Origin of the sequence: Psychroserpens luteolus (genome assembly GCF_021032705.1) — a bacterium.
GTDB classification, from domain to species: domain Bacteria; phylum Bacteroidota; class Bacteroidia; order Flavobacteriales; family Flavobacteriaceae; genus Psychroserpens; species Psychroserpens luteolus.
The window spans coordinates 411,660-437,228 of sequence record NZ_JAHVXI010000002.1 but is presented as its reverse complement, the minus strand read 5'-3'; the positions used below and the strand labels follow the sequence as shown (position 1 = coordinate 437,228).

24 protein-coding genes are annotated in these 25,569 nt (G+C 34.5%); 16 read left to right on the top strand and 8 right to left on the bottom strand.

What is annotated here, in order from left to right:
- The first annotated feature begins 5 nt into the window (after positions 1-5).
- From KWG70_RS07625 to ettA, 3 genes are all read left to right on the top strand, one after another.
- Positions 6-722 (top strand): pirin family protein, encoded by a 717-nt coding sequence (locus tag KWG70_RS07625; RefSeq protein WP_230935403.1) that lies wholly within the window; start codon positions 6-8, stop codon positions 720-722.
- Positions 723-834: 112 nt separating this feature from the next.
- A complete protein-coding gene (locus KWG70_RS07620) occupies positions 835-1,017 on the top strand; it encodes a CAL67264 family membrane protein (protein WP_230935402.1) in 183 nt (60 codons plus the stop codon).
- Complete coding sequence (gene ettA / locus KWG70_RS07615) at positions 1,017-2,708, top strand: energy-dependent translational throttle protein EttA (RefSeq protein ID WP_230935401.1); 1,692 nt, start codon at positions 1,017-1,019, stop codon at positions 2,706-2,708. Before KWG70_RS07620 ends, ettA begins: the two co-directional genes overlap by 1 nt.
- Before the next feature lie 205 nt (positions 2,709-2,913).
- Here the strand turns inward: ettA and KWG70_RS07610 are convergent, their stop codons facing one another.
- Positions 2,914-3,150 (bottom strand): hypothetical protein, encoded by a 237-nt coding sequence (locus tag KWG70_RS07610; RefSeq protein WP_230935400.1) that lies wholly within the window; start codon positions 3,148-3,150, stop codon positions 2,914-2,916.
- Between the two features lie 104 nt (positions 3,151-3,254).
- The gene (locus KWG70_RS07605; RefSeq protein WP_230935399.1) at positions 3,255-4,052 is read right to left on the bottom strand and encodes an MBL fold metallo-hydrolase; all 798 of its coding nucleotides are present in this window, start codon (positions 4,050-4,052) and stop codon (positions 3,255-3,257) included.
- A gap of 172 nt (positions 4,053-4,224) precedes the next feature.
- Here KWG70_RS07605 and KWG70_RS07600 point away from each other — a divergent pair, with 172 nt between their 5' ends.
- The 8 genes from KWG70_RS07600 to KWG70_RS07565 all read left to right on the top strand — a co-directional run bounded on the left by KWG70_RS07600 (position 4,225) and on the right by KWG70_RS07565 (position 13,130).
- Positions 4,225-5,565 (top strand): microtubule-binding protein, encoded by a 1,341-nt coding sequence (locus KWG70_RS07600; RefSeq protein WP_230935398.1) that lies wholly within the window; start codon positions 4,225-4,227, stop codon positions 5,563-5,565.
- A gap of 113 nt (positions 5,566-5,678) precedes the next feature.
- Complete coding sequence (locus tag KWG70_RS07595; RefSeq protein WP_230935397.1) at positions 5,679-5,858, top strand: hypothetical protein; 180 nt, start codon at positions 5,679-5,681, stop codon at positions 5,856-5,858.
- Between the two features lie 23 nt (positions 5,859-5,881).
- Complete coding sequence (locus tag KWG70_RS07590; protein ID WP_230935396.1) at positions 5,882-6,919, top strand: hypothetical protein; 1,038 nt, start codon at positions 5,882-5,884, stop codon at positions 6,917-6,919.
- Positions 6,920-6,939: 20 nt separating this feature from the next.
- The gene (locus KWG70_RS07585) at positions 6,940-8,898 is read left to right on the top strand and encodes an AAA family ATPase (RefSeq protein ID WP_230935395.1); all 1,959 of its coding nucleotides are present in this window, start codon (positions 6,940-6,942) and stop codon (positions 8,896-8,898) included.
- Positions 8,899-8,903: 5 nt separating this feature from the next.
- On the top strand, positions 8,904-10,139 hold the full coding sequence (locus KWG70_RS07580; protein ID WP_230935394.1) for a DUF6638 family protein: 1,236 nt from the start codon (positions 8,904-8,906) through the stop codon (positions 10,137-10,139).
- A gap of 44 nt (positions 10,140-10,183) precedes the next feature.
- Positions 10,184-10,726: a hypothetical protein gene (locus KWG70_RS07575; protein ID WP_230935393.1), complete on the top strand. Its 543-nt coding sequence runs from the start codon at positions 10,184-10,186 to the stop codon at positions 10,724-10,726.
- Between the two features lie 77 nt (positions 10,727-10,803).
- Positions 10,804-12,522 carry a hypothetical protein gene (locus KWG70_RS07570; RefSeq protein WP_230935392.1) on the top strand — a complete coding sequence of 573 codons (1,719 nt, stop codon included), beginning with the start codon at positions 10,804-10,806 and terminating at the stop codon, positions 12,520-12,522.
- Positions 12,523-12,635: 113 nt separating this feature from the next.
- On the top strand, positions 12,636-13,130 hold the full coding sequence (locus KWG70_RS07565) for a hypothetical protein (protein ID WP_230935391.1): 495 nt from the start codon (positions 12,636-12,638) through the stop codon (positions 13,128-13,130).
- On the opposite strand, the gene KWG70_RS17965 is transcribed toward KWG70_RS07565, so the two are convergent.
- Entirely contained in the window at positions 13,122-14,075 is a 954-nt protein-coding gene (locus KWG70_RS17965) for a bifunctional helix-turn-helix transcriptional regulator/GNAT family N-acetyltransferase (protein WP_317206754.1), read from the bottom strand. The genes KWG70_RS07565 and KWG70_RS17965 overlap by 9 nt on opposite strands.
- Positions 14,076-14,128: 53 nt before the next feature.
- Positions 14,129-15,151, bottom strand: coding sequence for a formimidoylglutamase (locus KWG70_RS07550; protein WP_230935390.1), 1,023 nt, complete (start codon positions 15,149-15,151; stop codon positions 14,129-14,131).
- Positions 15,152-15,261: 110 nt separating this feature from the next.
- On the opposite strand from KWG70_RS07550, the gene KWG70_RS07545 reads away from it, so the two are divergent.
- Positions 15,262-16,143, top strand: a complete 882-nt coding sequence (locus KWG70_RS07545; RefSeq protein ID WP_230935389.1) for a chromosome partitioning protein ParA — start codon at positions 15,262-15,264, stop codon at positions 16,141-16,143.
- 61 nt (positions 16,144-16,204) lie between these two features.
- On the opposite strand, the gene KWG70_RS07540 is transcribed toward KWG70_RS07545, so the two are convergent.
- The 4 genes from KWG70_RS07540 to fumC all read right to left on the bottom strand — a co-directional run bounded on the left by KWG70_RS07540 (position 16,205) and on the right by fumC (position 20,998).
- A complete protein-coding gene (locus KWG70_RS07540) occupies positions 16,205-16,768 on the bottom strand; it encodes a hypothetical protein (RefSeq protein ID WP_230935388.1) in 564 nt (187 codons plus the stop codon).
- Positions 16,752-17,987 carry an imidazolonepropionase gene (gene hutI / locus KWG70_RS07535; protein WP_230935387.1) on the bottom strand — a complete coding sequence of 412 codons (1,236 nt, stop codon included), beginning with the start codon at positions 17,985-17,987 and terminating at the stop codon, positions 16,752-16,754. The genes KWG70_RS07540 and hutI overlap by 17 nt, the downstream gene beginning before the upstream one ends.
- Before the next feature lie 104 nt (positions 17,988-18,091).
- Positions 18,092-19,519 (bottom strand): T9SS type A sorting domain-containing protein, encoded by a 1,428-nt coding sequence (locus tag KWG70_RS07530; protein ID WP_230935386.1) that lies wholly within the window; start codon positions 19,517-19,519, stop codon positions 18,092-18,094.
- An 81-nt stretch (positions 19,520-19,600) separates the two neighbouring features.
- Complete coding sequence (gene fumC, locus KWG70_RS07525) at positions 19,601-20,998, bottom strand: class II fumarate hydratase (protein WP_230935385.1); 1,398 nt, start codon at positions 20,996-20,998, stop codon at positions 19,601-19,603.
- 209 nt (positions 20,999-21,207) lie between these two features.
- On the opposite strand from fumC, the gene KWG70_RS07520 reads away from it, so the two are divergent.
- The 4 genes from KWG70_RS07520 to KWG70_RS07505 all read left to right on the top strand — a co-directional run bounded on the left by KWG70_RS07520 (position 21,208) and on the right by KWG70_RS07505 (position 25,509).
- Entirely contained in the window at positions 21,208-22,575 is a 1,368-nt protein-coding gene (locus KWG70_RS07520; protein WP_230935384.1) for a metallophosphoesterase, read from the top strand.
- 6 nt (positions 22,576-22,581) lie between these two features.
- A complete protein-coding gene (locus KWG70_RS07515; RefSeq protein WP_230935383.1) occupies positions 22,582-23,049 on the top strand; it encodes a hypothetical protein in 468 nt (155 codons plus the stop codon).
- Between the two features lie 127 nt (positions 23,050-23,176).
- Complete coding sequence (locus KWG70_RS07510; protein WP_230935382.1) at positions 23,177-25,180, top strand: tetratricopeptide repeat protein; 2,004 nt, start codon at positions 23,177-23,179, stop codon at positions 25,178-25,180.
- A gap of 152 nt (positions 25,181-25,332) precedes the next feature.
- A complete protein-coding gene (locus KWG70_RS07505) occupies positions 25,333-25,509 on the top strand; it encodes a hypothetical protein (protein ID WP_230935381.1) in 177 nt (58 codons plus the stop codon).
- Positions 25,510-25,569: the final 60 nt, after the last annotated feature.

Here is a 25,569-nt window from a genome sequence, read left to right as displayed (position 1 = left end):
ACATTATGAAAGCAATAGTTCACAAAGCAGATACCAGAGGATTTGCAGATCACGGATGGTTAAAATCGCATCATACGTTTAGTTTTGCGAGTTATCAAAATCAAGAGCGTATGAATTTTGGAGCACTTCGTGTTTTGAATGATGACGTGGTTAAACCAAAAATGGGATTTGGAACACATCCGCATCAAAATATGGAAATCATTTCTATTCCATTAAAAGGCGCCTTATCGCATAAAGATAGTATGGGAAATAAGCGCGCCATCGAAGTCGGTGAAGTCCAGGTAATGAGTGCTGGAACGGGATTAACACATTCTGAATTTAATGACAGCAAAACAGACGAAGTTAATTTTCTTCAATTATGGATTATTCCAGAGCAAATGAGCGTTGCCCCAAATTATGAACAACGTGTTTTTCCTTCCGAAGACAAGAAAAATAAACTTCAAACAGTAGTGGCGCCTAAAGATAAATTGGTAGGTCAGGCCTTACCTATTAGTCAGCAAGCCTATATCTACAGAACAAATCTGGATGCACAAAAGAGTATTGATCTACAAGTGAAATCTGGTCAAAATGGCTTTTATGTATTTGTAGTAGATGGTGAAATTGAAATTGCCAATAATACACTTGTCAATAGAGATGCTATTGGTATTTCTGAAACAGAAAATATTGACATTAAAGCGACTAAAGATTCCGAATTGATTATCGTTGAGGTTCCTATGAACTAATCCACTATAATTGGTTAGTAGCGAAAAAAAGCATTCTGTCACAGAATGCTTTTTTTTAGTTTAAAATCACGATATTTGTGTTTAGACTAACTATCTAAAATTAAGAAAAAATATGGCTATGAATAAAAATACTGTGCTGGCATGGGCCACCACAATTATGGTAATAGTAGGATTAGGTTTAATAGCATTAGGTGCCTTTCGATATGATGAAGTTGCTGGTTGGGGATTTGCAGCCGTTGGTATTGGATTTTTTGCTATTGCTTGGGTGTTTAACGCTTTAAAAGGAAGAGTATAATGAGTGACGATAAAAAGGTAATCTTCTCAATGTCTGGTGTTACAAAGACATTTCAATCTGCAAATACACCAGTACTTAAAAATATTTATTTAAGCTTCTTCTACGGAGCTAAGATTGGAATCTTAGGACTTAATGGTTCCGGTAAATCAACATTGCTTAAAATTATTGCAGGTGTAGATAAAAACTATCAAGGAGACGTTGTGTTTTCACAAGATTATTCTGTTGGATACTTAGAACAAGAACCAAAACTTGATGATGAAAAAACAGTGATGGATGTGGTTCGTGAAGGTGCTGCGGAAACGGTAGCTATTCTTGATGAGTATAATAGCATTAATGATCAGTTTGGTTTGGAGGAAGTCTACAGCGATCCAGATAAAATGGAAAAACTCATGAATCGTCAAGCCGAACTTCAGGATCAAATTGATGCGGCTAATGCCTGGGAATTAGATACCAAGTTGGAAATTGCTATGGATGCTTTACGAACTCCAGATGGTGACAAAAAGATTGCTGTGCTATCTGGTGGTGAACGTCGACGTGTTGCTTTATGTCGTTTATTACTACAAGAACCAGATGTGTTGCTATTAGACGAGCCTACCAACCATTTAGATGCAGAATCTGTACATTGGTTAGAGCACCATTTAGCACAATATAAAGGAACTGTAATTGCTGTTACTCATGATAGATATTTCTTAGATAATGTTGCTGGATGGATTTTAGAGTTGGATAGAGGAGAAGGTATTCCATGGAAAGGCAACTATTCGTCTTGGTTAGATCAAAAATCCAAACGTATGGCTCAGGAAAGTAAAACTGCATCTAAGCGCCAAAAAACCTTAGAGCGAGAGTTAGAATGGGTACGACAAGGTGCTAAAGGTCGACAGACGAAGCAAAAAGCGCGTTTAAAGAATTATGATAAACTCATGAGTCAAGATCAAAAACAGCTTGATGAGAAATTAGAGATTTATATTCCAAACGGACCACGATTGGGCACAAATGTTATTGAAGCTAAAGGTGTAAGTAAAGGCTATGATGATAAGCTATTATATGAAGACCTAAACTTTAATTTGCCTCAAGCTGGAATCGTTGGTGTCATTGGACCAAATGGTGCTGGTAAAACCACTATTTTTAGAATGATAATGGGTGAAGAAACACCAGATAAAGGAGAGTTTGAGGTTGGTGAAACAGCAAAAATTGCTTACGTTGATCAATCGCACTCTAATATTGACCCGGAAAAAACAATTTGGCAAAACTTTAGTGATGAGCAGGAGTTGGTCATGATGGGTGGAAAACAGGTGAATTCTAGAGCGTATCTAAGTCGTTTTAATTTCTCAGGTAGCGAACAAAATAAGAAAGTAAGTTTGCTGTCAGGAGGAGAACGTAACCGCTTACATTTGGCAATGACGCTTAAAGAAGAAGGTAATGTATTACTTTTAGATGAGCCAACTAACGATCTTGATGTCAATACGTTAAGAGCGCTAGAGGAAGGCTTAGAAAATTTTGCAGGATGTGCTGTGGTGATTTCTCACGACAGGTGGTTCTTAGATCGTATTTGCACACACATACTAGCTTTTGAAGGGGATAGTCAAGTCTATTTCTTTGAAGGAAGTTTCTCAGATTATGAAGAGAATAAAAAGAAACGTTTAGGAGGTGATTTAATGCCTAAGCGTATCAAGTATAAAAAATTAGTAAGATAAATACACTTTATATCTATCCTATAAAACTAAAAAAGCCAGCAGTTGTTGCTGGCTTTTTTTATTGCTCTTTTATTTGTTTTTTAAGTTTTTCGTTTTCCTTTTTTAATGAATAAACTTTAACGAGGTTTAAAATTAATAACCCTAGTATAGTAACTATGGCTATGGATAATATTGTAGTAATTTTCGAAAGATTGGTATCCATCTTCTAGCTGTTGTCATTATTGTCATATAAATGACCATCAGTGAAATCTTGATAGCTTTTATCTATTTCAGATTTATAAAAACTGTTATCTGTTAATCTTTTGTTTTCTGCCTTTAACTTATACATTTTTATAATAGCTATAGCAATGAATATTAAAAAAATAGAAGCGGTCACGATAAGAACTATGGTAAGTTGCATCGTGCTTACAAGGGAAATATTTGAAGTATAAGTAGTTAGCATTAAACTAAGTTTGTCTTGATTTGGTGTTCAAATATACAATAATATTTAAAAAACAAGTTATTTATCTATAAAAAGTTACACTTAATCGATAAAATTGATGTGTGTTAATTATACCAATCCAATTGCACAACGTCAATATCCTCATCGCCTTGATTGATTAAAGTCTTAAATTTTGAGACATCGCTCATACCATCTTTTCCACGATAATGATAAGGATAAACGGCTTTTGGCTTGAATTCTAATACGGCTTCTGCAGCTTTATCAACCGTCATTGTCCAAGGAAGGTTCATACATACAAAGGCTTTATCAATATTTTCGAGAGCTCTCATTTCAGGAATATCCTCTGTATCTCCCGAAATATATATACGTTCATTTCCAATTGTTAACACATAACCATTACCTCTTCCTTTAGTGTGGAACTGTAAAGCTTCCTCTCTTAAATTGTACATTGGTATAGCCTCAACATCAAAACCATTTAAAGTTGCCGAGTCACCATTATTTATAGTCATGTGCACCTTAGCTTTTAAATCTTCAGGTAATTTACCTATAACGGCTTTTGGACCAATGATCGTGGCATCAGATAAATCTAAGGCTTTTAATGTTTCTAAATTGAGATGATCACCATGTATATCAGTAATTATAACAAAATCTGGCTTAGAGAATGAAGCAAAGGCTTTCGCTCCTCCTGTAGGATCAACATAAATATCAATATCTCCATAGGATAATACCATGGTGGCATGAGAAATAGGATGTATGTCTAATACCTTTTCTTTATCAGAATTTTCAGCAACAAGTTCGCTGTTATCGGCTTCTGAAGTTTGATTATTACCTTCTTTTGAGTCTGTTTTACATGAAAAAACAGAGAAACAAGTCACAATTAATAAAAGATTCAAATATTTCATAGGATATCATTTTTGAAAACTTAAAGATAATTACAAATCGAATGCGAATAAAGTTTGTAACAAAATATTATGTTTTACTACTCATATTTTAGGCAGATTAAGTTTTTAAAATCATATTTTTTAACGAAATTGCTTGTCCTAAATATTGTTCAACTTTAATACACAACATAATATGTCTGATGATTTTGATTTATTAGAAACGAATTCCAACGAAAAAACTGAGAAAGTAGATGTTAATTGGGGAAAGGCCATAGACCAAATGAAGTCTAAATTGGCACAGGAGGATGATCCAGAAAGTCGTCAGAAGATCCTAAATGCGACATTAGATAATGTTGTAGATATGGCCGAAAAAGATAGGTCTACATTATTAGATGCAATTAAAGATCTTACCGATTATCAAGATGAGGTTGGTATTATGTTCGAAGGTTTTTCGGCATTAAACGCTGCAGAACAAAAAATTATAGATGATGCTATCAAACGTTTAGAACGTGCTAAGGTAGAATTAGAAGACGCTAAAAATACTCCTGATACTTGGTGGAATAACCTTTGGGGACGAAAAAGCAAGATTAAAAAAGCAGAAGATGAATTAGCATTAGCTCAAAAAGAACGTGATGCTTCAGATAATAAAGCAAAAGCATTATTCCAACAACGTATAGAAAGTGCAGATGTGCAAACGTTGTTAAATGAATTGTCATTTAAAAGTCAGGCAGCCATTAAGCGTTTAAAAGATAGAGAACTTGAAATCAAAGAAGTTGAAGAGAGTTTAAAAACTGCTATTGTTGAAGCTAGTAATAATCATACCAAAGCTTTAGAAAAGAAAAAACAAGTAGAAGCACAGCTTGAAGAACAATACGCCCTTTTAAAGCAAGCACGTCAGGCTTTAGAAGAAGTGGCAGATAAGCAATCTACTGAGTACTCTGAAGCGCTTGAAAAAGTAACACAGCTTGAACAAAAAGTAGAAGAACTTGAAGGACTTAAAAATGCTTACACAACTTTAGCAGCGTCTAAAGATAGTTTTGTACACAAGCATAACTTAACTATTAAAGTATTAACCTCTTTGCGTAGTAACTTACAAACGCATCGTGCAAAACTTAAGAGTGATACCGATGAGCGTTTAAAATATTATGACGGTTATGTAGTGGCCTTAAAAGCACGTACAGATCAAGAGTTTGCTGCGATTTTAGAGCATTTGGGTGTAAAGACCGATGAGCATATTGGAGAAACTTTAGCAGCAATGCATACAGCAAGTGCTAAAGCACGTCAAGAGATGATGGATAATATTCCAGTTCATGAAAAAGTGATGCAAGGTGTGTATGGCAGTTATGCAGAAGCATTAAAAGAAATAAGAACAAAAGATTCTGAAATCCAGAAAAACTTTGCTGATCGTTATGGTATTGATATGAAAGAAATTTTCGATGAGTACTATAAGGCAGACCCAAATGCACCAGCAGATGGAGGTGAACCAGAAGGCGAACCAAAACCAGAATCTAACGACGACGATTTGTTGTCTTAAAATAATGATGGCGTTACCCTCTTTCGCTAAAAAGCTACAGAGGGTCAGGCTATCACAAGTCGCTCTCTACGAGGAGCTCCAACAGGTGCTCTATCCTTAACGCGAATACAATTATGAAAAAATTTGTTTTAACCTCTCTAGCAATAGTAGTTGTTTGTGCAGGTGTCATCTCATTCATCTATTTTTCCAATGATCATTCAGAATGTGAATTGGCAACTGAAATTACTTACAATGAAAATGGTGAAAAGGTGACAACCGAAACACACATTTGTAAAGAGAAATTCAATTTATAAATCATAGAATGTATATCTAAAATATGATTGTAACTCCATTAGATTCAGCAATATTAGACTCTAAAGAGCAGTATGTCTTCTATCATAAGATGATAGACTTTACACTTAAAGAGCTAATCGTTGCGGTACAACAAAAGCAGATACTTACAAAGCAAGAAGTACTCTTGTTTAAGCAGTATTGTGATTTACTATTATATTCAATCGAAGCCATGCGTGTGAAATATATGTATGACGATGAGGAAAACATGAAGGTAGATTTAACAGATTCTGGTTTTCCAAACTATTTAGAGTTTCGCTATTTATTTAATGATCTTGGTTTGCGCGAAGATTATTTGGGCAAGCTTACCAATATAGATGTTTTAAAAGAAGAATTTCTAGACACGCTATTGAGAAAAAAAGAACCAATAGCGCAACGAAAGTTATTTCAAGCCTCTTCTATAGTGTATTACACTTCTGCTAAAAAAGAGTACATCTTTAACCGTTTTGTACAAGGCAAGATTATAGAAGCGCCTCAAGGTTCACCTGGACAATATTTAGTAAGCTGGAGCTTTTATGAAGTATCACATAACAGACCCTTTATTTGCTATATGTATTTTGATTACGATGGTAGTAATCCTCATAAAGACAGAGACGATATTTACTATGCTTTAAAAACAGTAGCAGATCGCGAATTGGCTATGGATATGATGGCTTATGCTATTGATAAACGTTTACCAAAAGTATTGCCTAAGCTAGTGAAGCGTGTTGATCTCGGACCAATACATAACGTTTTCGCAAAAGACGAGAATGAAATTACGCATGCCATTCTCGATGGAATAGCGAAAAAAACCATTCCTTTAGAATCGTATGCCATCTCATTTAAAATTGACGAAGTTAGTTCAAAGAGCGAATTTAAAGAAGGAAGTTTCTTTAGCAAACAAACCTTTCAAAATTGGGATGCAGTGTTTAGACAACGCTATGTGTTTGCACCACACCGAATCATACAATTATTATATAACAAGACACCTGAGATTATGAATAAGTTGGCAAAAGCGCCTATTCAGATAGCAGATTTAAAATAAAATAAAATTTAACCTATCATATGGAACACAATTCAACATTTCCTATAAAACAAAATGAACTCGATATGCTTCGTGACGAAGCAACGTCCTACATTAAAAGTATTCAGTGGGAACAAGGGCAACGTGCAAAAAATAAAGATAAAGACGCTAAAGATGAGTCTATATTATTGTATTTGTCTCGAGCTAAAGGAAATGGTGGAGCCGAAATAACATCAGTATCCAAAACCATATTAGAACTTAAAAAAAGACTGTTACCTGAGTCGATTGCTATTCCACTGCATCTTAATCAAACACTGTATGCTGTTCAAGAAGGAATAACATTAGGGATTTGGATCAAAGATAGTTATTATGACGCTTCCGGATTGTCAAGCTTAGCAGAGAACAAATCGGCTTTGGATAATGCTGGTCGACGTGAGTATGAAAGTAAAATGCAGACTGGTACAGCGTTTATGTTGTTTGCCACTGCGTATAAGATTTTACATGATTTAAAAACGGTTGCATCGGACGACCTTAGTGTGATGAAAAATAAATTTGCAGGGATTCCGGAAGTGTCCATTATGTCACCATTAAAAGGAATATCATGTGCTTTATTTTACTATGATAAATATTTAGGACATCCAGAAATCATCAAATCGGATAAGGATGTCATCGATTTTACAGTGGTTTATTTTGAAGCTTTAATTGCAGAGATTCAAATGCGTAAAAGCAGCTTGGAGTATACCGAAACAGTTACGGATAGAACTTATAAGCTAGAGAAGTCAGATTTTGCAGTATCAGGTTGGGATAATGTATTTCAAGGTGCGGCAAAAAGTGTCGAATTTAATAAAATTCAATTTGAACAAATTGTAGGTAATAGAGATGCAAAACATTTCGCACGTCGTTTAACAGAGCGCATGCTGAGCTACGATTTTGATGCTAAGAAAAATCCGTTTCAAGAATTGGGTGGTTTTATGCCAGTATTTATGGGTTATGGAATTCCGGGGACAGGGAAAAGTATGTTGATTGCAGCTATTGCAACACGACTAAAAGAACATTGTGATAATTTAGATATCCCGTTTTTATTTCACCCAATGCCAGACACACTCATTTCAACCTTCCAAGGTGGATCAGCTGAGAAAATGGTAGAATGGATGAAACCATTACAAGATCCTTCTAAATTGATATTTGCACCAATTGATGATGCCGAGAATAATTTACAAGAACGTACGGCTCAAGGAGTTTCTGCTGGTGTAAAAGAGGTGATTGGTGTGTTTTTAAGATATACGGAAGGCGCTTATGCGGTAAACTACGGAAATAGCTCAATTGGCTTGTTTACCAACTTACCAGAAATGTTAGATAAGGCTGTTATTTCTCGTGTACAAGGTCGTTTTAAAATTGATGGTGCACGTACCGAACATGACTTTTTAGATCAAGATCATTTGTGGTGGCGAAAATTAGATACAACCATGCCAGATTTTGTGAATATGCAAGGACCTAATGATTATGAATATCTTCAAGATCAAGGTTTAGCAAAAAATATGGGAGAAATCTTAAAAGTATCCGACAAACCTACTGAAGAACGCGTATTAGAGGCCTACGATAAAGTAGAGAAGCAATTTAAATCTACAGAACATTTGTTCTATGCTAATCTGTATAAAGAAATTCAGAAACTATTTCCATTTTTCTCATCTCGTGATGTGCGTAATATACAAAGTGCGGTGTCATTGCGTTTAACCGACTTCGACTTGGAAAAAGACTGGTTTGAGAATCCAGAGATCTACTTTCAAAAAGACTATGAAACAAAATTTAACATGCTTCAGGAGTTAATGCGAGCAAATATGAAAGGTTTAGATTTCTCTGAAATTCGTCGTCAGGAAGTGGTGCGATACTTAGATAATGTGGCAACTATTGCTGATACCGACTTTAAGCGAAAAGTAGATGCGAGAATTAACCAGTTGAATATTGAAACGGAAGCTAGAGAACAGTTTGGGAAAATATAAGTGTCATGAACAAGCTAAAAGCAGCAAATCTATATCGAAGTGAACTCATTCCAATATCTGGAAAGCTGGTAGAACGTTATAATAAATGCTTACTTAAACTAGGCTTTACCGAAACTACACTTACCCATTTTCATGTGGATGGTATTGGTTGGAGCCCTGAAGTAGCTGAAGAAAAGAATGATGAGAATTACTTGTGCAATGGCGAGTCTAATCCGCATGGTATTATTATTTCCCCTTTGCAAAATAAAAAACCGGTCTATTTACCATACCATACCTTCGACAGAGACATGATGGTGCAAGTGTTTAAAACGCATGGTGATAAGATTAATGACATTACACGAGACTCGGCAATTTGTATAGACTTTGATCAAAATATTGATGCATTTTATGAACCATTAGATGTATTGAGGTACGAAATTGTTACCATCCGATTTCATTTGATTGACAATCTTGATGATGTAAGAGAAGAGCAATTACAACTCATCGAAAAATTTAAACATGGTAATAACTTTATCGATGAGGACATTCACAATCAGCTTCTTGAATCGGCTAATAAATATGGCGATTTAAGAGAACGTGATCTCAATTTGGAGGATATCAAATTTCAAACAGATTCGTTTTACACTAAATCTTTTGGTGGTGTATATGTATTAAGAGATTTTATTTCTCCAATTGTTGTTTTTGAAAATAAGAAATGGTACAAAGAAGCTATTAAAGATACTGTACATGAAGTGATTATTTTTCATATCAAACAACCGCAATTGATGGAAAAACTTAGAGATCACATCATCATTGCTTATGATTTGGAAGACATTGTTAATACGAAGCGCTACGAACGTATTAAAAAATTCGAATTTGCTCAATATTTAAAGGATACCAAGCATCCAATTAAAGAGATTTTAAATAATCAATTGCTCTTTAAAAGTTATTTAAATAAGGTCGATATTAAAACGAGAAAGAAAGTGATGAGTGTAGAACGTTACTTGGAGAAACTCGAAAAAAGTAACGAGTATAAAATTTCAGATATTGTTGATGAGGATTTGTTTGAGGCGATGCATGAGCCACACTCAAGCTTGCATCCTAAACACCAAGATCTTATTTGGAAACTATTGGTTAATATAGCACCAAAGGATGTGCTCTTTATGTATTGGTACGATAAACAAGAGTTTTACAAGCAGTATGATACTTGGGACGACTCATTACAGGACTGGGTTATTGAAACGATTAGTAACAATATTTAAGAAATTTAGACTAACTTTATAAAGCATCAACTAAAACCACAACTATGGGAACTGATATTATCATATTTATCGTAGCCGTTCTATTCGGAATTTTTATCTATTGGCGAGAGTCTAATGGTAATGGTGCATATCGCTTTATTAATAAAATAGTCAACAGTAAAGAACTACAAATGAGTGCCGATAATCCAAAAGGGTTTGTTTATAAGCAAGCATTCATTCCACGATTAATTTTTATTGTGTCTATTGTCTTGATTGCCGCACTAATTCTCGAGTTTTTAACACCTATTTCAGTCTTTGCAAGTTATTATGGTGTGTCGGCATTTGCGTCTTTCGCAGCAGGCTCTTTATTAGGAACATATTTGGCTAATATCGTTATTAAGTCAAGCAAAGTCATTGAAGAGCAAAGCGAATCTCTAGAAGATAAATTTGAAAATGTAGTTGAAAAAGGAAAGGAATTTATTGACGATCTAAAAACTAGAGATACTAAAGTAGTCGAAGATACAAGTGAGGATATACAAACGGAACCTGAACCTAAAGTAAATGAGAAGTCGGCTCGCGACCGATTGAAAGATAAGGGACTAATGTAGTTACTCCAAAATTGATATAGAGTCCTTACGAATTATAAATAATGCTGCTCACAAAGCAGAATGTCAAAACTTATCAAATGATTAAATCTTACTGGAATAAAGGAAAGAAGCAAAAAACTATAACAATTATAGTTGGTATTATCTTGCTCATTGCATTGTTTGTGCTTCGTGATGACTATCAACCGGCATTATTGTTTTTTAGAAAATTCATATTTATCATCATATTGAGTTTGGTGGTGCTATATTTTGGTTTAAGAAAATTTCGAAAAACCGCAAGCACAGGAAAACGCCTTGGAATTTTAGGAGTTCTTTTAGTGTTCTTTGGTCTCCTGTCTTTTTTAGGTTGGTACAAGAATATTGAGTTATACGATTACATGAAGACCTATAATGTGTTCAACGATTTAAATAAAGTAGAAATCAACGAATTGCCATTAACTCAAAATGAGCGCATTCAGCCGCTTCGTAATATCTTTTCGATGGCCAACGAAAGTGTAGGCGAGACCAAAGATGTATCCTTACCACATTTGGTGCGTGTTGACAATGAAAATAAATGGACAATGGCTATTCAGCCTTCTGAAAAATATATCATGCAGCGTATTAGCGATAATACCGAAGAAGTATTTGCAGTGTCTAGTACGACGCCTTTTCCGCGTTTTTCTGCCGAAAACCGAATTCCAGTAACATTTTCCATTGGAGAATCCTTAAAATTCAGCCGAAACACCTATAACGCTGTAGTGCAACGTTTCAATCCATGGATGTTGTTTAATTACGAACCTAGTGATACATTTTATATTAAGAACGATTCAGGAGAATGGGTTCAAGTCGTAAGTTTGATCAAATGGAAAGGCTTTTTCTTTCCTTACCCAACATTTGGAGGTGTGATGGTTATAGAAAATGGAGAGCATGATTTTAATGACTACTTAGAACGCATCGCTATTGGAAAGGGTACATTTATCGCTCCAGAGGAGATGAAGAACTATCCTTATCTCACCAAACAAAATACGCTTGCCGAAAAAGTATCACGATTGCAAGCAGAATCATTGAAATTTCTGGGTGGATTTAGTGATCCCTTGCCGTGGAATATGGAAACAGCGGTGAAAATTCCGGTAATGCCAGAAGACCAAAATCAACAACCTTTTGTTACCGATTTTGATTTTGCAGACTCTGAAAGTGATGCGTATAGTGGATTATATCATTGGTTTGGATTAGAACCTGTTGGCCTAGAGCGTACAAGTTTAAGTTACAGCGTGTTTGTTCCTGCCGATGGCACAGATAAGTTGTATTACTACGATCATGCTGCAAAAAAACAAGGGTATGCAGGTGTATCTGCTATGCCTTTAAAAATGATAGAATCTCGAAAAGAATTTGATTGGGATGCCAATAAGCCTGTAGAGTTTAGACCTTATATTAAAGATATTGCAGGTCGTAAACGATTGTTCTTTTTAGGAACCGTCTCTGCAATCAATAAAGAAGGGCAATTTGATGGTTCGGCAACACCAGATTTAGCACTTGTAGACAGTGAGTATCGTGATGTGATTTGGATTGATGTCAAACACCCAAGCACATGGGACAAAACTATTTACGAACAATTAGGTGAGGCGTGGCGCTCTAGTGAAGGTATTGGCTATTATTTTCAAGAAGACAAAACAGATGTTGATATTCTACAAGAGCAAATACAAGAAAAATTTAAAGCCATTGACACCAGTGCTCATAATGAGGGAATTGATAAGAATAAAGCTGAAATTGAACGTCTCAAAAGAAAATTAGATTCATTGCAAGCTTTGGATGGTAATTAACCTATCACTCTACTTATGATACCATTACTATTGGGTACCTAAGGTTCTTTACAGATACATCAATAGATATGTAACAAACACTTTAATTTTCAGACCTATATATAAAGTTTATTATGGGTGGTTACATGGGATTTGGAATGGCGAAGTGGATTTACACTCAGCGTCCGCAGAAAGCTTTTTCTAAAAAGAAAAGCAAACCTACATGCAATACATTGCCTACTTATAGTCGCCAATTTAAACTTCAACCTTCAAAACAAACAGGTCATTTTTATATAGTCATAAGCTTAATTCTTCTTGGATTGTTGTTGTCTGGGTTTTATTTTAGAGCACCAGATTTTGTCGAACACTCCAATAAGATGAGTGCACAGAAGCAAGCCTATAATCAAAGTAGAGACAATGAGGCATTTCAATTTTTAGTATCGTCTGGAACTAAAAGGTTGAAAGGGAATAATTTGCAAGGTGCATATTCAGAGTTTAAGCTGGCCTATACTATTGATCCTGAAAATGAGCATTTGTATCAGTTACTAGTTGAAACGCTTAGTACTTTGTGCAAGGATGGAAATACCTATTGTGATGATTTGGATACGATATTAAGTCATTCACTTTAGTCTCAATTCCATTTTAATATTACCACGTTCATAAGGACTGTCTTTTTCTAATTCTAGTTCTATAAACCCATATTTTCTATAAATATATATGGCATTTTCCAATATCGTGTTAGAGTAGAGCATAAGTGCTTTAAAGTTATTGGCTTTCGCAAAGTCAATACAATGTTGCATTAAGTGCTGCCCAATTTTTTGTCCGCGTTGATTAGGTAAAACAGCCATTTTTGTTAATTCATATACCAAAGGATCTTTAGTAGGCATTAAAGCAACAGTTCCTAAAATGATCGTGTCGCGTTTGGCAAAAAAGATATGACCTCCTTTGTTAATAATGTATTTATCAGGTTTGCTCAAGACTTCTTCATCGAAAGGCTCTACGTAGAAATAGGTTTTAAGCCACTCTATATTTAAATCATAAAAGCTTTGAGCATATTGAACCTCATAATTAATAATCTCAAAATTGTTGGAGACTTCTTTTTTAGCCATATTAATAATGGCTTCACTTAAGCTGTTATGTTGCAATTTATCTTCCATCTTGTTGAGATGTTCTGTTAGCGAATTGGACGAATGTGAGGTGTAATCTTTTACAACTATGTCAATAGCTTTCCATAGAGGTTTCATACGAACGACCAGAGTTTCTCCTTTTTTTGACAAGGTTAATATCTTTTTTCTTTTATCTAATTTATCATTTTCTAGTTTGAGCAGATCTTTAGATATAAGCTTATTCACTGCCTGAGTTACTGCTGGTTGAGACAGTTTTAAAGCTTTTTTGATTTCCACATTAGTCACGCCCTTTTTGTTTTGAATTATTTTTATAACAGGAAATAAGTATGGGTCAAAATCGATATTAAAATGGTCATAAGTATATTGAACCTCTTTCATAATGAAATCACTTAATCTCTTTAATCGGGATCCCAAAGCTAACTCGCTAAAACCTCTTAACGCATCCATTGTATATGTATTTATATAAGTACTTATGCAAATATAAAAAATATTTAATAAAATTAAAAGGTTTCCCGCGCTCTTATAAAGTCAGTAATTAAATAGGAGATAAGTTTACCAACTTGAGTGGACTGTTCTCGAGTAGGATCAGCTTCACATATATGAAGATACGACACCTGTTCCTGCTTTCCGAAGTAGTGCACAAAAGCTCTGGCTTTATTTGTAGAAAAACCGCTAGGAGTCATGGCGCTGCTAGGTATATTCTGTATGGCATCACAATCAATTTCTAAACCAAATGGCTTGTCAGAGACATGATTTGAAGCATTTTCCATTTCAATATCAAAGTTAGTATCTCGCCTAATCATCATACTTTCGAATGTGCTGTATTGTATTTTCTTCAGTTTTTTTAAGGTTTTAAAACTCGTATCAGATGTATAATTTTCGTGCAAACCAAAAACAAAGTAATTTTTCAAGAAACCTTCAGCATAAGCATAACTAAATCCGTTACCACTATGTCGGCCTTCTTCAGCTCTAAAATCGTGATGTGCATCAAAGTTTACAGCATTTATAGCCTTTTTAAGTGCCAATGAAGTACCTTTAATGTTTCCGTAGGCATTATTATGACCACCACCAATAATAATAGGGATTTTACCTGCACTCACAATTTGTGAAACGAGATAAGCCACAGATTCATCTATTTTTGATACTTTTTTCCGAGCTTTTTGAATGTCTTTTTTCTTATTCTGATCTAATTTTTTTAGCTTTTCTTGATAAGAATCAAATTCCAAATGACCCAAAATCACTACTTTTTCTGCATGTGTATAGGCATTACTTTGCACGTTTAACAAAATATTAATTGCAGCATCCCAAGCCTTGGAAGTCCCAGTATTACCGTAATTAGCGAAAACTCCAACGTCTTCTTTTATACCAAAAATAACATAGGAGACATCTAATTTTAATAGTTGTTCGTATATATTGGAGAAGTCTGGAAGTAACAAGATGTGTTCTCCAAATTTGGTCTCTTTAAGACGTTTGTTCAGAATGTTATTTAATTCTGAATTCGTAAAAGGTTTTAAGTGTTCCATTTACAAAATTGATTAATTTTGATGTATTAAAAGTACAGTTTTTTATTTCTGGCTTCAAATAAAATTGAAAGAATTAACTTTAAAATAACTAGTAAACAAAACGTAAACTTATGGACAATTCAAACAGTAAGAGTACAGGATTAAAAATTGCTTTAGGAATCCTTTTAGCATTATTTTTAGGTACAGGTTTTTATACATCAAAACTGTACAATGAGAAAAAAGAAAACGAGGCGACATTAACACGCGAAAAGGAGCAGGTAATGGCCGATTTAAGCACAATGGCAAAGCAGTATGATGTTGCTATTGGTGAAAACGAAGTTGCTAACGAGAAATTGTTAGGCGCTAGAGAACGTATTCAAGGCTTAATGGATTCTTTAAAAATATCTCAAAATAGTGTGAACAGCTTATGGAGATATAAAAAGAAGTTTTTAGCACTACAGGACGAAATGGATGTACTTATGGCTGAAAACGATAAACTTAAGGTAGAGAACTCTTTATTAGCATCTACATTAGATAGTACAAATGTGCAACTAGCTGAGCGTACTGTATTCACAGATTCACTTTTAGTACAGAACACACAGTTGGCTGAAGTTGTAGAGAATGCAGCAGTATTGCAAACAACAGATCTTAAAGGATTTGGTGTGATTGAAAGAAGTTCTGGGAAATTAATTCCTACAGAAAGAGCAAGACGTAGTGACAAAATTAGAGTATGTTATACAGTGGCTAAGAACAGATTAGTTGGAGCAGGAGATAAAGAATTATATGTTCAAGTGTTGGACCCAAAAAACAATGTTTTAGGCGCTAATGAGCAAATTCAATTTGATGATACAGTATTGAATTACAGTTTGATTAGTAAGTTTAACTACGAAAATAGAAATTTAAACATTTGTGAGTTTGTGGCTCCAAATGAAGAGTTTGAAAAAGGACGATATGTCGTTAACGTTTTCAACAATAAAGAACTAGTGTCTTCTTCAGAATTTACACTGAAGTAAAGAAACAATGGTTTAGGTTAGTTAAAATCCGGAGCACTTTAGTCTCCGGATTTTTTATGCCTTATTCTGAAATCGCTAAGATACAGGCCTCTCTTATTTTCCACAATTGATTAAAACTAATTCGCAAATTTTCATTCTTAATCCATGTCTTTAAAAAGGATTTGTGGAAATCGACCTTATAATCACCTATTTGTTCAGGCTCAATAGCAACCTCATATATCAATGTATTCTCAAAACTTGGTGTGTAATCATTATTGAAGGTAATATCTAAAATCTCACCGTTAAGTTTTAAATAACAATGGGCTTCGGGAATATAATCTAATTTGTACTCCTTAAGTACAGTCTTAATTTTAGGTGTGTTTCTTGCATTCATCTCAAAAACACCCAAGTAGAGCTGAATGTCGTCTATTCCATTTTCTATGGCAATAGCTTTTAGTAAGGCGTGTTTTGTTGAGCAAGTACCTTTTAGTTCCTTTAGAACTTGTCTATAATCACTTCGGTTGGTTGTTCTACCATAAGGTAGTTGTTTCACATAGTTAAATACCGATTTAAAATCGGTGAGTCCTCGGTCTAAGCATACTTTTGAAAGTGGCTGACGTCCAGATAAATTAAAAGATTTCTCCATTGATAATGACTTTATCTATGAGGTCATCTCCAAAGGCATAAGGTATATAGTAGTAGTTGGGAATGTCCTTGGTTAATATTAAATTCGCTTTTTTTCCTCTGCAGATGCTTCCGTAAATATTAGAAACACCCATGGCGTAGGCACCATTTATTGTTGCTGCATTGATGGCTTCTTCTGGTGTGAGTTTCATTTTAATACACGCTGTAGATACCACAAAGTTCATATTTCCGCTAGGTGTTGACCCAGGATTATAGTCGCTCGCTAATGCTAACGGTAAACCTGCATCAATAATTGTGCGACCAGGTGTATATGGAATACTTAAAAAGTAAGAACATGATGGTAAAGCCACAGGAATGGTCGTTGTATCCTTTAATACTGAAACATCCTCTGGGTTCAATTCTTCTAAATGATCCACAGATAAGGCGTTATATTTAACACCAAGTGCAACACCTCCAAAGGCATTGAATTGATTTACATGTATTTTCGGAATCAAATGATGCTCTTTTGCTGCTTTTAAAACACGCTCAGTATCTTCTAAATCGAAATACCCTTTTTCACAAAACACATCAATGTATTCGGCTAAATGTTCATTGGCCACAGCCGGAATCATCTCATTGACTACCAAATCTATAAATCCTTTTTTATTGTCTTTATAGTCCTTTGGAATAGCATGCGCTGCTAATAAGGTAGATTTAACCTTGATAGGAAACTCTTTTTTCAAGCGTTTAATTACTCGAAGCATTTTCAATTCGGCTTCAACCGTTAAACCATAGCCAGACTTTATCTCAATAGCTCCTGTTCCTGATTTAATAACTTGAGTGAGTCGGTTGGCTGCTTGTTCGTATAAATCGTCCTCTGAAGTGTTTTGTAGTTTTTCTGCAGAATTCAAAATGCCACCACCACGATTAGCAATATCTTCATAGGACAAACCGTTGATGCGATCTACAAATTCTTGAGTGCGATCTCCTGCATAAACAATATGTGTATGCGAATCACACCAAGTTGGTAATACAATTTTTCCTGTAGCGTCAATAATCTCATCGGCCTCAATATCATCAAAATCATCCATGCTGCCATACTCCACAATGGTATCATGTTCTATTAAAACATAAGCATTTTTCAATACTGGCAACACTTTCATATCATCACCTTTTACAATGGTAACATTGTGTTCTCTTACCTGAAGTAGTTCTTTAATATTTGTAATGAGCAACGTCATTTAGATGATATAATGATTGACGATATAAATATATAAATCTTTAGCATAAAAAAAGCTGCCTAAAGTCATGAAAAGGCAGCTTTTTTATTTTGTCGACTAGTTGGTTAGTTTTTCACAAACTTATAGCTAGTTGTATTGTCCTTTAATTTAATGATGTAAACACCAGTTTTTAATTGAGAAATATCTACACGTTCATCATTCATTACCTTAGCATTCATCACTTCTTGGCCTAAAGTATTCAAAATAGTCATGTCTAGTGTCTCGTTAAAATTACCTTTTAAAGCAATATGTGTATGTGCTGGATTAGGGTATAGGATTAATTCATTATTCTCAGATTCGGAAACACTTAGTGTAATCAGTTCATTTTCATACCAAAACACAGTGTCATTTGAAAAACCTACAGATGCAATATCTTTGTCACCATCACCATCGTAATCATCTACAGTGAAGTCATACATTTGGAAATTGTTATCGGCAACTAATTGTGGTGTTGCACTCGGAGCTGCATTGTCTGCACCTTGAAACCATATAATAGCATCATCTACTGAACCTCCATCAGTTAAAAGCACATCATTTTCTCCATCATTATTGATATCTGCGACAACTGCAACTGCTGGTCTATCAATAATACTATCATCAGAAATAGCATTAGCTGTAGAGGCTCCATTTTTAACTTTGTCATACCAAACCACATCTCCAGAAAAATTATCAACCATGACAATATTCAAATTACCATCATTATTAACGTCTCCAGTAATCACATTAAATATAAAATTAGTTGCTGTTGATCCGCTGTCTACAGTAACGGTATCTTTAATCCATGTCACAGCAGTAGAACCACTTTCAATATATTGGTTATAAAAAATTTCAATAGATTGATTGCCATAATAAGTAACCACAGCATCTAGATCTGTATCACCATCTAAATCTGCAAGATTGATATATAGTGTAGAGTTTCCTGTACCATTCTCAATATCTGCTTCAGCAGTAAAGTTTCCAGCGCCATCACCAGAATACCATTGCGTTCTACTATTTGAAAATGATATGGTTGCAATATCTGTATGACCATCTAAGTTAATATCTCCTGCTACAACTTCGCCAGGTCCTATAAGCGCTCCATCTATAACGACTTCAGAACCAAAACCACCAACACCATCACTAAGAAAATATACTAATTTGTCTTGGTTAGCTGATGTAGCTATGATATCTAATCCAAATTGACCATCAATATTGGCAACGGTAAGTCCGTCAACATACTGTATGGTTGTAGATACTTCAGTTTCAACTGTAAAATTTCCACTACCATCATTTTTGTACCATTTAATATAATCTTGAGCTGGAGTTCCTCCATTAAAATCATATGTTGCCATCACTAAATCTATATCACCATCACCATCAAGATCGCCTGATGCAAATTCATAAGGATCAGTTCCAGTACTAGGATCAATGGTTTGCACAGCAGCAAAAGGTTGGGCAAACATAAGTGAGCTAAAAAAAGTTAAGCAAATAACACAGCGTAAAGTTTTCTTCATAATTGTTTTGTTTATGCAGGCTAATATATACAAAAACACCGACAAATTGGTTTTTTGTCGATGTTTATATACGTTTTATCGTTATTTTAAATTACCAGTCATATCTTCTGGTTTTACCCAAGCGTCATATTCTTCGGCAGTAACATAGCCAAGATTGATCGCTTCTTCTTTTAAAGTCGTACCATTTTTATGAGCTGTGTTCGCAATTTCAGCAGCTTTGTAATATCCAATTTTTGTATTTAAAGCAGTGACCAACATTAAGGAGTTGTTTAATAATTCTTTAATTACATGGTGGTTAGGCTCGATACCAGAAGCACAATGCTCTTCGAAGCTTACACAAGCATCACCAATTAATTGTGCCGATTGTAAGACATTGGCAGCCATCATAGGTTTAAAGACGTTGAGTTCGTAATGCCCTTGTGTACCTCCAACGGTTACAGCTACATCATTACCCATCACTTGAGCACAAACCATAGTTAAAGCTTCACATTGTGTTGGGTTTACTTTTCCAGGCATAATAGAGCTTCCTGGTTCGTTTGCCGGAATGATAATTTCACCAATACCACTTCTTGGACCAGAAGCCATCATACGAATATCATTAGCTATTTTATTCAATGATACTGCAATTTGTTTTAAAGCACCATGTGTCTCCACAAGCGCATCATGGGCAGCTAAGGCTTCAAATTTATTCTCTGCCGTAATAAATGGTAATCCTGTGAATTTCGCAATATAGTCTGCTACAAGCTCGCTATAACCTTCAGGTGTGTTAAGTCCAGTTCCAACAGCTGTTCCACCAAGTGCTAATTCTGCAAGGTGAGGTAAGGTGTTTTCTAAGGCTTTTAAACCATGATCGAGTTGTGATACATAACCCGAAAATTCTTGTCCGAGAGTTAAAGGCGTTGCATCCATTAAATGAGTTCGACCAATTTTTACCACTTCAGTAAAAGCAATCGATTTTTCATGAAGTGTATTTCTTAGTTTGTTGATTCCAGAAATCGTTGTTTCCACCACCTTTTTATAAATAGCAATATGCATTCCAGTAGGGAAAGTATCATTTGACGATTGTGATTTATTTACATCGTCATTTGGTTGAATGGTTTTTTCACCTTCACCAATTACTTTTCCAGCAATTTGATGTGCTCTATTAGCAATAACTTCATTCACATTCATATTACTCTGAGTTCCAGAACCGGTTTGCCAAATTACCAATGGAAACTGATCGTCATGTTTGCCTTCTAAAATTTCATCACAAACCTGAGCGATAAGGTCACGCTTGTTATCGTCTAGAACATCCAATTCAGCATTCGTGTAAGCAGCTGCTTTTTTAAGGTAAGCAAAGCCATAAACAATTTCAAGTGGCATTGATCCTGCGGCACCAATTTTAAAGTTGTTTCGAGAGCGTTCGGTTTGTGCGCCCCACAATTTATCTGCAGGCACATTAACGTTGCCCATCGTGTCTTTTTCTATTCTAAATTCCATATGTGGTTGTGTGTGTTTATCGTCCTGCAAAGTTACGATTTTTGATACGTTTTTTCGAATGGTTTTTGGTTTTATTCCTTCGGAAATATTAGCTAATTTCTAATTTGTGTTTATAGCATATACTCGATTGCAAATCAGGTATTTCTACCTTAAAATAGTTGAAGCGTAGCTATTAGTTTTACAACATATAAATTTTAAATACGCTTATTATGAAATCCGTTTATCTTTTTGCCTTTTGCTTGTTCTGTTTTGTGTCATTCAGTTGTAAGGATGATAAAAAAATACCTGAACCGAATATTGACAAACCCAATATCGAAGAAGACATAACATCTAGCTTATTTAAGACCGCTAACTTTCTAACATTGTCTGATGTGCACCTCGATAAGTCACAGAAGAATGTACCTTATGGTGATATCAACAGTACAGGTATTGATATTTGGAATAGAACACTTACAGAGATCAATACGGTTGCAGCAACTGTACAACCAAAATTTATGGTGTACTTAGGTGATGTGCCCAATTATTTTGATAATACAACAGGTAATATTAGAAAAGTGTTTAAGGACTTAAGAACTTTAAAAGGAGATTATCCAATTTTATTCTTACCAGGAAATAATGATACTATGGAGGGTGATTACCATTCGTTTCAAGATGCACCTAATCCTAACGGAGTCAATGTTTTTTCATTGGATAAAAGCACTACAGATCCTTGGCCAATTATCAATAGGAATTCGACGACAACCAAAGTGAACAATTTGGATTTCAGCAAGCAGTTTGGGTTTTATGCTGTCGATTTAATCGTTGGTACTGAAACACTACATGTGATAGCACTCAATTCGGTGATTTTTTGTGAACCTACAAGTACTCATCAATATATAGATGACGATAACGTAACGCAACAAAAAGCTGCACAAAAGCAATTTTCATGGTTTGAAAAGAAACTGGATAGTTATGGAGCTAAAGATCATGTGATGATCGTGATGCATATTCCACCAGGATATGATGGTTATGGCCAGGGAAAAATGTGGAATGATGATTTGTATGTGAAAAATAAAGACTCGGTAAGTTATCGCGTACAAAATAACTTTTTAAGAGTGTTGGGTAATAACAAAGGTAAGCTAAGAGGTATGCTAACCAGCCATACGCACTTGGATGGTTTAAGACGTCTGTATGCTGATGATACCTTTTATAAGAAAGATATGGTGGCTTTAAGTATATCTACACCTGGAATTTCAGTATATCACAGTAATAACCCAGGGTTCAAATCTTTTAGTTATGACATAAGCAATTTTGATTTGATCGATTTCACGACTTACTATGCCGAACCAACAGCAAAATCTGGAAACCATCATTATGAGGACCAAGATTTTAAATACCAATCAAAATCATATACGTTTAAAGAAACCTATGATATTAAAGATCCAAAGATGACCATCTTTTCTGCGATTAATGGGATGCAGCATCGTCATATTATTAATGCCTATACCAAGCAGATTTTATATGTGAATTCTAATGATAAGCGTCCAACCGAAAAATTTGATTTTGACCTCGCTTTGGATGTGATATTCCAGAAATAAAGATATATGGCTAAAGAACTTGTAGAGCACATTATTGGATTTTTAGAATCGATAGATATTCAGGTCGTCAAGACCAACTTAGATGACGATACTTTTTTACCAGGTATACAGTTGCAAGGGCAATGCATTTTAATAGATGAGACCAAACTCAAATATCCAGGAGACCTGTTGCATGAAGCCGGACATATAGCTGTTACTGAAGCCAAGTTGCGACCACATATTAGTACAGATAAGATGGAAGCAGACTGGCCGACACAAGGTGATGAGATCGTCGCCATTTTATGGTCTTATGCGGCAGTACAGCATTTACAACTCGACCCAAGTATTGTCTTTCATGAGCATGGTTATAAAAATGCTTCGCCTTGGTTTATTGAGCAATTTTCAAGCGGAACTTATATGGGATTGCCTTTACTAAGTTGGATGGGACTTTGCGAGGAGGCAGAGTTTCCAAAGATGCGGAAATGGTTGCGCTAATATACGTAGGACTACGTATTGATTGGTGAACGTATAAAAATTAGTTTTGTTAGAGTTGAATATGGCTTATTGAAATTAAATCATATAAAACTTATTAGTTGTAATATAAATTAAATAAAGGTGATTAATGAAAACAATCAGTCTTCATAATTTCAAGCATACGCTTAGAGACATTCATACAAATACCGAAAGTAGGAAATTCTGCTTCATCATTGGAGCAGGAGCAAGCTATAAAAGTGGTATTCCAACAGGTGGTCAATTAGCAAAAAAATGGTTTGCCGAAATAGAAGAGCGATATTCCGATTTGGAAATAGAAGAGTGGATTAAAGAAGTAAAATTAAATAAAAAAGATATAGCTACTCATTATGGTGCCATTTATAGAAAACGGTTTGAAAGTGACAAAACTTCTGGATATGAATTTTTAGTACAGGCCATGCGATCAGCAAAACCTACATTTGGACATATTGTTCTTGCTCAAATATTGACAAAGGCACCCGGGAACTGTATTCTTACAACGAATTTCGACAGTTTAATTGAATCCTCAATTTATCAATATACAGATAGAACACCATTGGTTTGTGGGCACGAATCCTTAAGTGGTTATGCTAGACCTTCTAACATCCATCCATTAATAATAAAAATTCATCGTGATCTTTTGTTATCTCCTAAAAGTGATCCAGATGAAATAAATAGACTTGATGAAGGATGGAAAGAACCATTAGATAATATTTTTAGCGGACATATCCCAATTGTTATCGGATATGGAGGAAATGATGGAAGTTTGATGGATTATTTTGAAAAGATGAATAAGCCGAGTAACTTTTTTTGGTGCGGACACAAAGAATCTAAGCCTACAAAGCGTGTTGAAAAATTGATAAAAAAAATGAATGGGTTTTATATTGAAATTGATGGGTTTGATGAAATGATGCAAGAATTACTTTGGGTGTTTGATGAAATTAAACCTATAAAAGAAGAACTAGATGATATAACAAAGAGTCGGATTGAAGCAATGGATATACAATTAAAAGAAATGAACATTGAGGCTAAATCAGAAATCTTAGACTCTACAGTAAAAAAAGAACTTTCTGCGTTTGAATATTCTAGTGTAGCAAAGAGTGAAAAGGATTATGAAAAACGTAAAACTATTTACCTTGAAGCTTTAGAGGCTTTTCCTAAAACTGCATGGTTATGGAATGAATTCACTTTTTTCTTGCATTTCATAAAAAAGGATCATGTCAATTTGGAAAAATATTATCAACAAGCCATATCTGTTGATCCTGAAAATGCAAACAACAATGAGAATTATGCAATCTTTTTGCATGAAATAAAGGAAGACTATGAAAATGCAGAGAAATATTATGTTAGAGCATTATCGATTGCTCCAGGAAGCGTATTTACTAATGGAAACTATGCTAATTTTCTCTATAAAATAAGAAATGACTATGATAACGCTGAAAAGTATTATCTTAAGGCCTTATCTAGTAATCCTGAACATGCAAACACTAATGGAAACTATGCTGCCTTTTTACATTTCATTAGGAAAGATTACGATAAGGCTGAAAAGTATTTTCTAAAAGCTTTATCCTTAGATCCTGAAGAAAGCAATGTTAATGTAAATTATGCTGTTTTTTTATATAAAATAAGAGGAAAACACGATCAAGCGGAAAAGCATTTCCTAAAAGCTTTATCTATAGACTCTCAAAGTTTAATTAAAAACGGAAATTATGCAAACTTCTTATGTGATATAAGAGAGGACTATCCGAAAGCGGAAAAATTTTATCAAAAAGCACTTTCAATTAATCCTAATGATGCCAATATTAATGGTAATTATGCACGTTTTCTATTAATCTCAAATAAAAAAGATGATGCTACAGGATATTTAGAGAAAGCATTTCTTTTGAATAATAATGAGAAAATAGATTTGTTAATTGAATTGTGGTTTTATAAATATGCACATTATTATGATTCTATCAATGACTCAGAAAATAGGATCGAAGAGTTGTTAAGTGAAGGTATTAGGGCTGTAGGATGGAGTTTTGATCAAAATGTGGATTTTGCATTAAAAAATGGACATCCTAATCCGGATAAACTGAAAGAATTTGCAAAAAGAATAACTACGAACAAAAACTAAAAAAGATTAACCACTAAACCTGCAATTAATTAATTGTTACATTTCTTTCTACGAACTAATTAATATTCTTCACAACCTGTTAATAAATCTCAAATTTACTATTGCAAAACAATTGGCTTTATTATATCTTTGTGCCAACAAAAAAAAACCACATGTTCGAATTTGACCAATATTTAGGATTTTTAGCATTTTTAACCATCTTAACGATAGGATTCTGGTTAATGATATTTTTATTAACGTTTGTTATTCCTTATTGGATTGGTGGTTCGCTTATTGAGCGTTTAAATGAGATTAAAGAAGAAAAGAAAGCAAAGCGAGCAACACACTAAGCTCGTTGCTATTTAAAATATAAAAGGAAACCTAAATGGTTTCCTTTTTTTATGTCTTAT

Excerpts from the sequence above, each read along its gene's own strand:
- KWG70_RS07625 (WP_230935403.1), top strand. The coding sequence starts at position 6 with ATGAAAGCAATAGTTCACAAAGCAGATACCAGAGGATTTGCAGATCAC.
- KWG70_RS07620 (WP_230935402.1), top strand. The coding sequence starts at position 835 with ATGGCTATGAATAAAAATACTGTGCTGGCATGGGCCACCACAATTATG.
- ettA (WP_230935401.1), top strand. The coding sequence starts at position 1,017 with ATGAGTGACGATAAAAAGGTAATCTTCTCAATGTCTGGTGTTACAAAG.
- KWG70_RS07610 (WP_230935400.1), bottom strand. The coding sequence starts at position 3,150 with ATGCTAACTACTTATACTTCAAATATTTCCCTTGTAAGCACGATGCAA.
- KWG70_RS07605 (WP_230935399.1), bottom strand. The coding sequence starts at position 4,052 with ATGAAATATTTGAATCTTTTATTAATTGTGACTTGTTTCTCTGTTTTT.
- KWG70_RS07600 (WP_230935398.1), top strand. The coding sequence starts at position 4,225 with ATGTCTGATGATTTTGATTTATTAGAAACGAATTCCAACGAAAAAACT.
- KWG70_RS07595 (WP_230935397.1), top strand. The coding sequence starts at position 5,679 with ATGAAAAAATTTGTTTTAACCTCTCTAGCAATAGTAGTTGTTTGTGCA.
- KWG70_RS07590 (WP_230935396.1), top strand. The coding sequence starts at position 5,882 with ATGATTGTAACTCCATTAGATTCAGCAATATTAGACTCTAAAGAGCAG.
- KWG70_RS07585 (WP_230935395.1), top strand. The coding sequence starts at position 6,940 with ATGGAACACAATTCAACATTTCCTATAAAACAAAATGAACTCGATATG.
- KWG70_RS07580 (WP_230935394.1), top strand. The coding sequence starts at position 8,904 with ATGAACAAGCTAAAAGCAGCAAATCTATATCGAAGTGAACTCATTCCA.
- KWG70_RS07575 (WP_230935393.1), top strand. The coding sequence starts at position 10,184 with ATGGGAACTGATATTATCATATTTATCGTAGCCGTTCTATTCGGAATT.
- KWG70_RS07570 (WP_230935392.1), top strand. The coding sequence starts at position 10,804 with ATGATTAAATCTTACTGGAATAAAGGAAAGAAGCAAAAAACTATAACA.
- KWG70_RS07565 (WP_230935391.1), top strand. The coding sequence starts at position 12,636 with ATGGGTGGTTACATGGGATTTGGAATGGCGAAGTGGATTTACACTCAG.
- KWG70_RS17965 (WP_317206754.1), bottom strand. The coding sequence starts at position 14,075 with ATGGATGCGTTAAGAGGTTTTAGCGAGTTAGCTTTGGGATCCCGATTA.
- KWG70_RS07550 (WP_230935390.1), bottom strand. The coding sequence starts at position 15,151 with ATGGAACACTTAAAACCTTTTACGAATTCAGAATTAAATAACATTCTG.
- KWG70_RS07545 (WP_230935389.1), top strand. The coding sequence starts at position 15,262 with ATGGACAATTCAAACAGTAAGAGTACAGGATTAAAAATTGCTTTAGGA.
- KWG70_RS07540 (WP_230935388.1), bottom strand. The coding sequence starts at position 16,768 with ATGGAGAAATCTTTTAATTTATCTGGACGTCAGCCACTTTCAAAAGTA.
- hutI (WP_230935387.1), bottom strand. The coding sequence starts at position 17,987 with ATGACGTTGCTCATTACAAATATTAAAGAACTACTTCAGGTAAGAGAA.
- KWG70_RS07530 (WP_230935386.1), bottom strand. The coding sequence starts at position 19,519 with ATGAAGAAAACTTTACGCTGTGTTATTTGCTTAACTTTTTTTAGCTCA.
- fumC (WP_230935385.1), bottom strand. The coding sequence starts at position 20,998 with ATGGAATTTAGAATAGAAAAAGACACGATGGGCAACGTTAATGTGCCT.
- KWG70_RS07520 (WP_230935384.1), top strand. The coding sequence starts at position 21,208 with ATGAAATCCGTTTATCTTTTTGCCTTTTGCTTGTTCTGTTTTGTGTCA.
- KWG70_RS07515 (WP_230935383.1), top strand. The coding sequence starts at position 22,582 with ATGGCTAAAGAACTTGTAGAGCACATTATTGGATTTTTAGAATCGATA.
- KWG70_RS07510 (WP_230935382.1), top strand. The coding sequence starts at position 23,177 with ATGAAAACAATCAGTCTTCATAATTTCAAGCATACGCTTAGAGACATT.
- KWG70_RS07505 (WP_230935381.1), top strand. The coding sequence starts at position 25,333 with ATGTTCGAATTTGACCAATATTTAGGATTTTTAGCATTTTTAACCATC.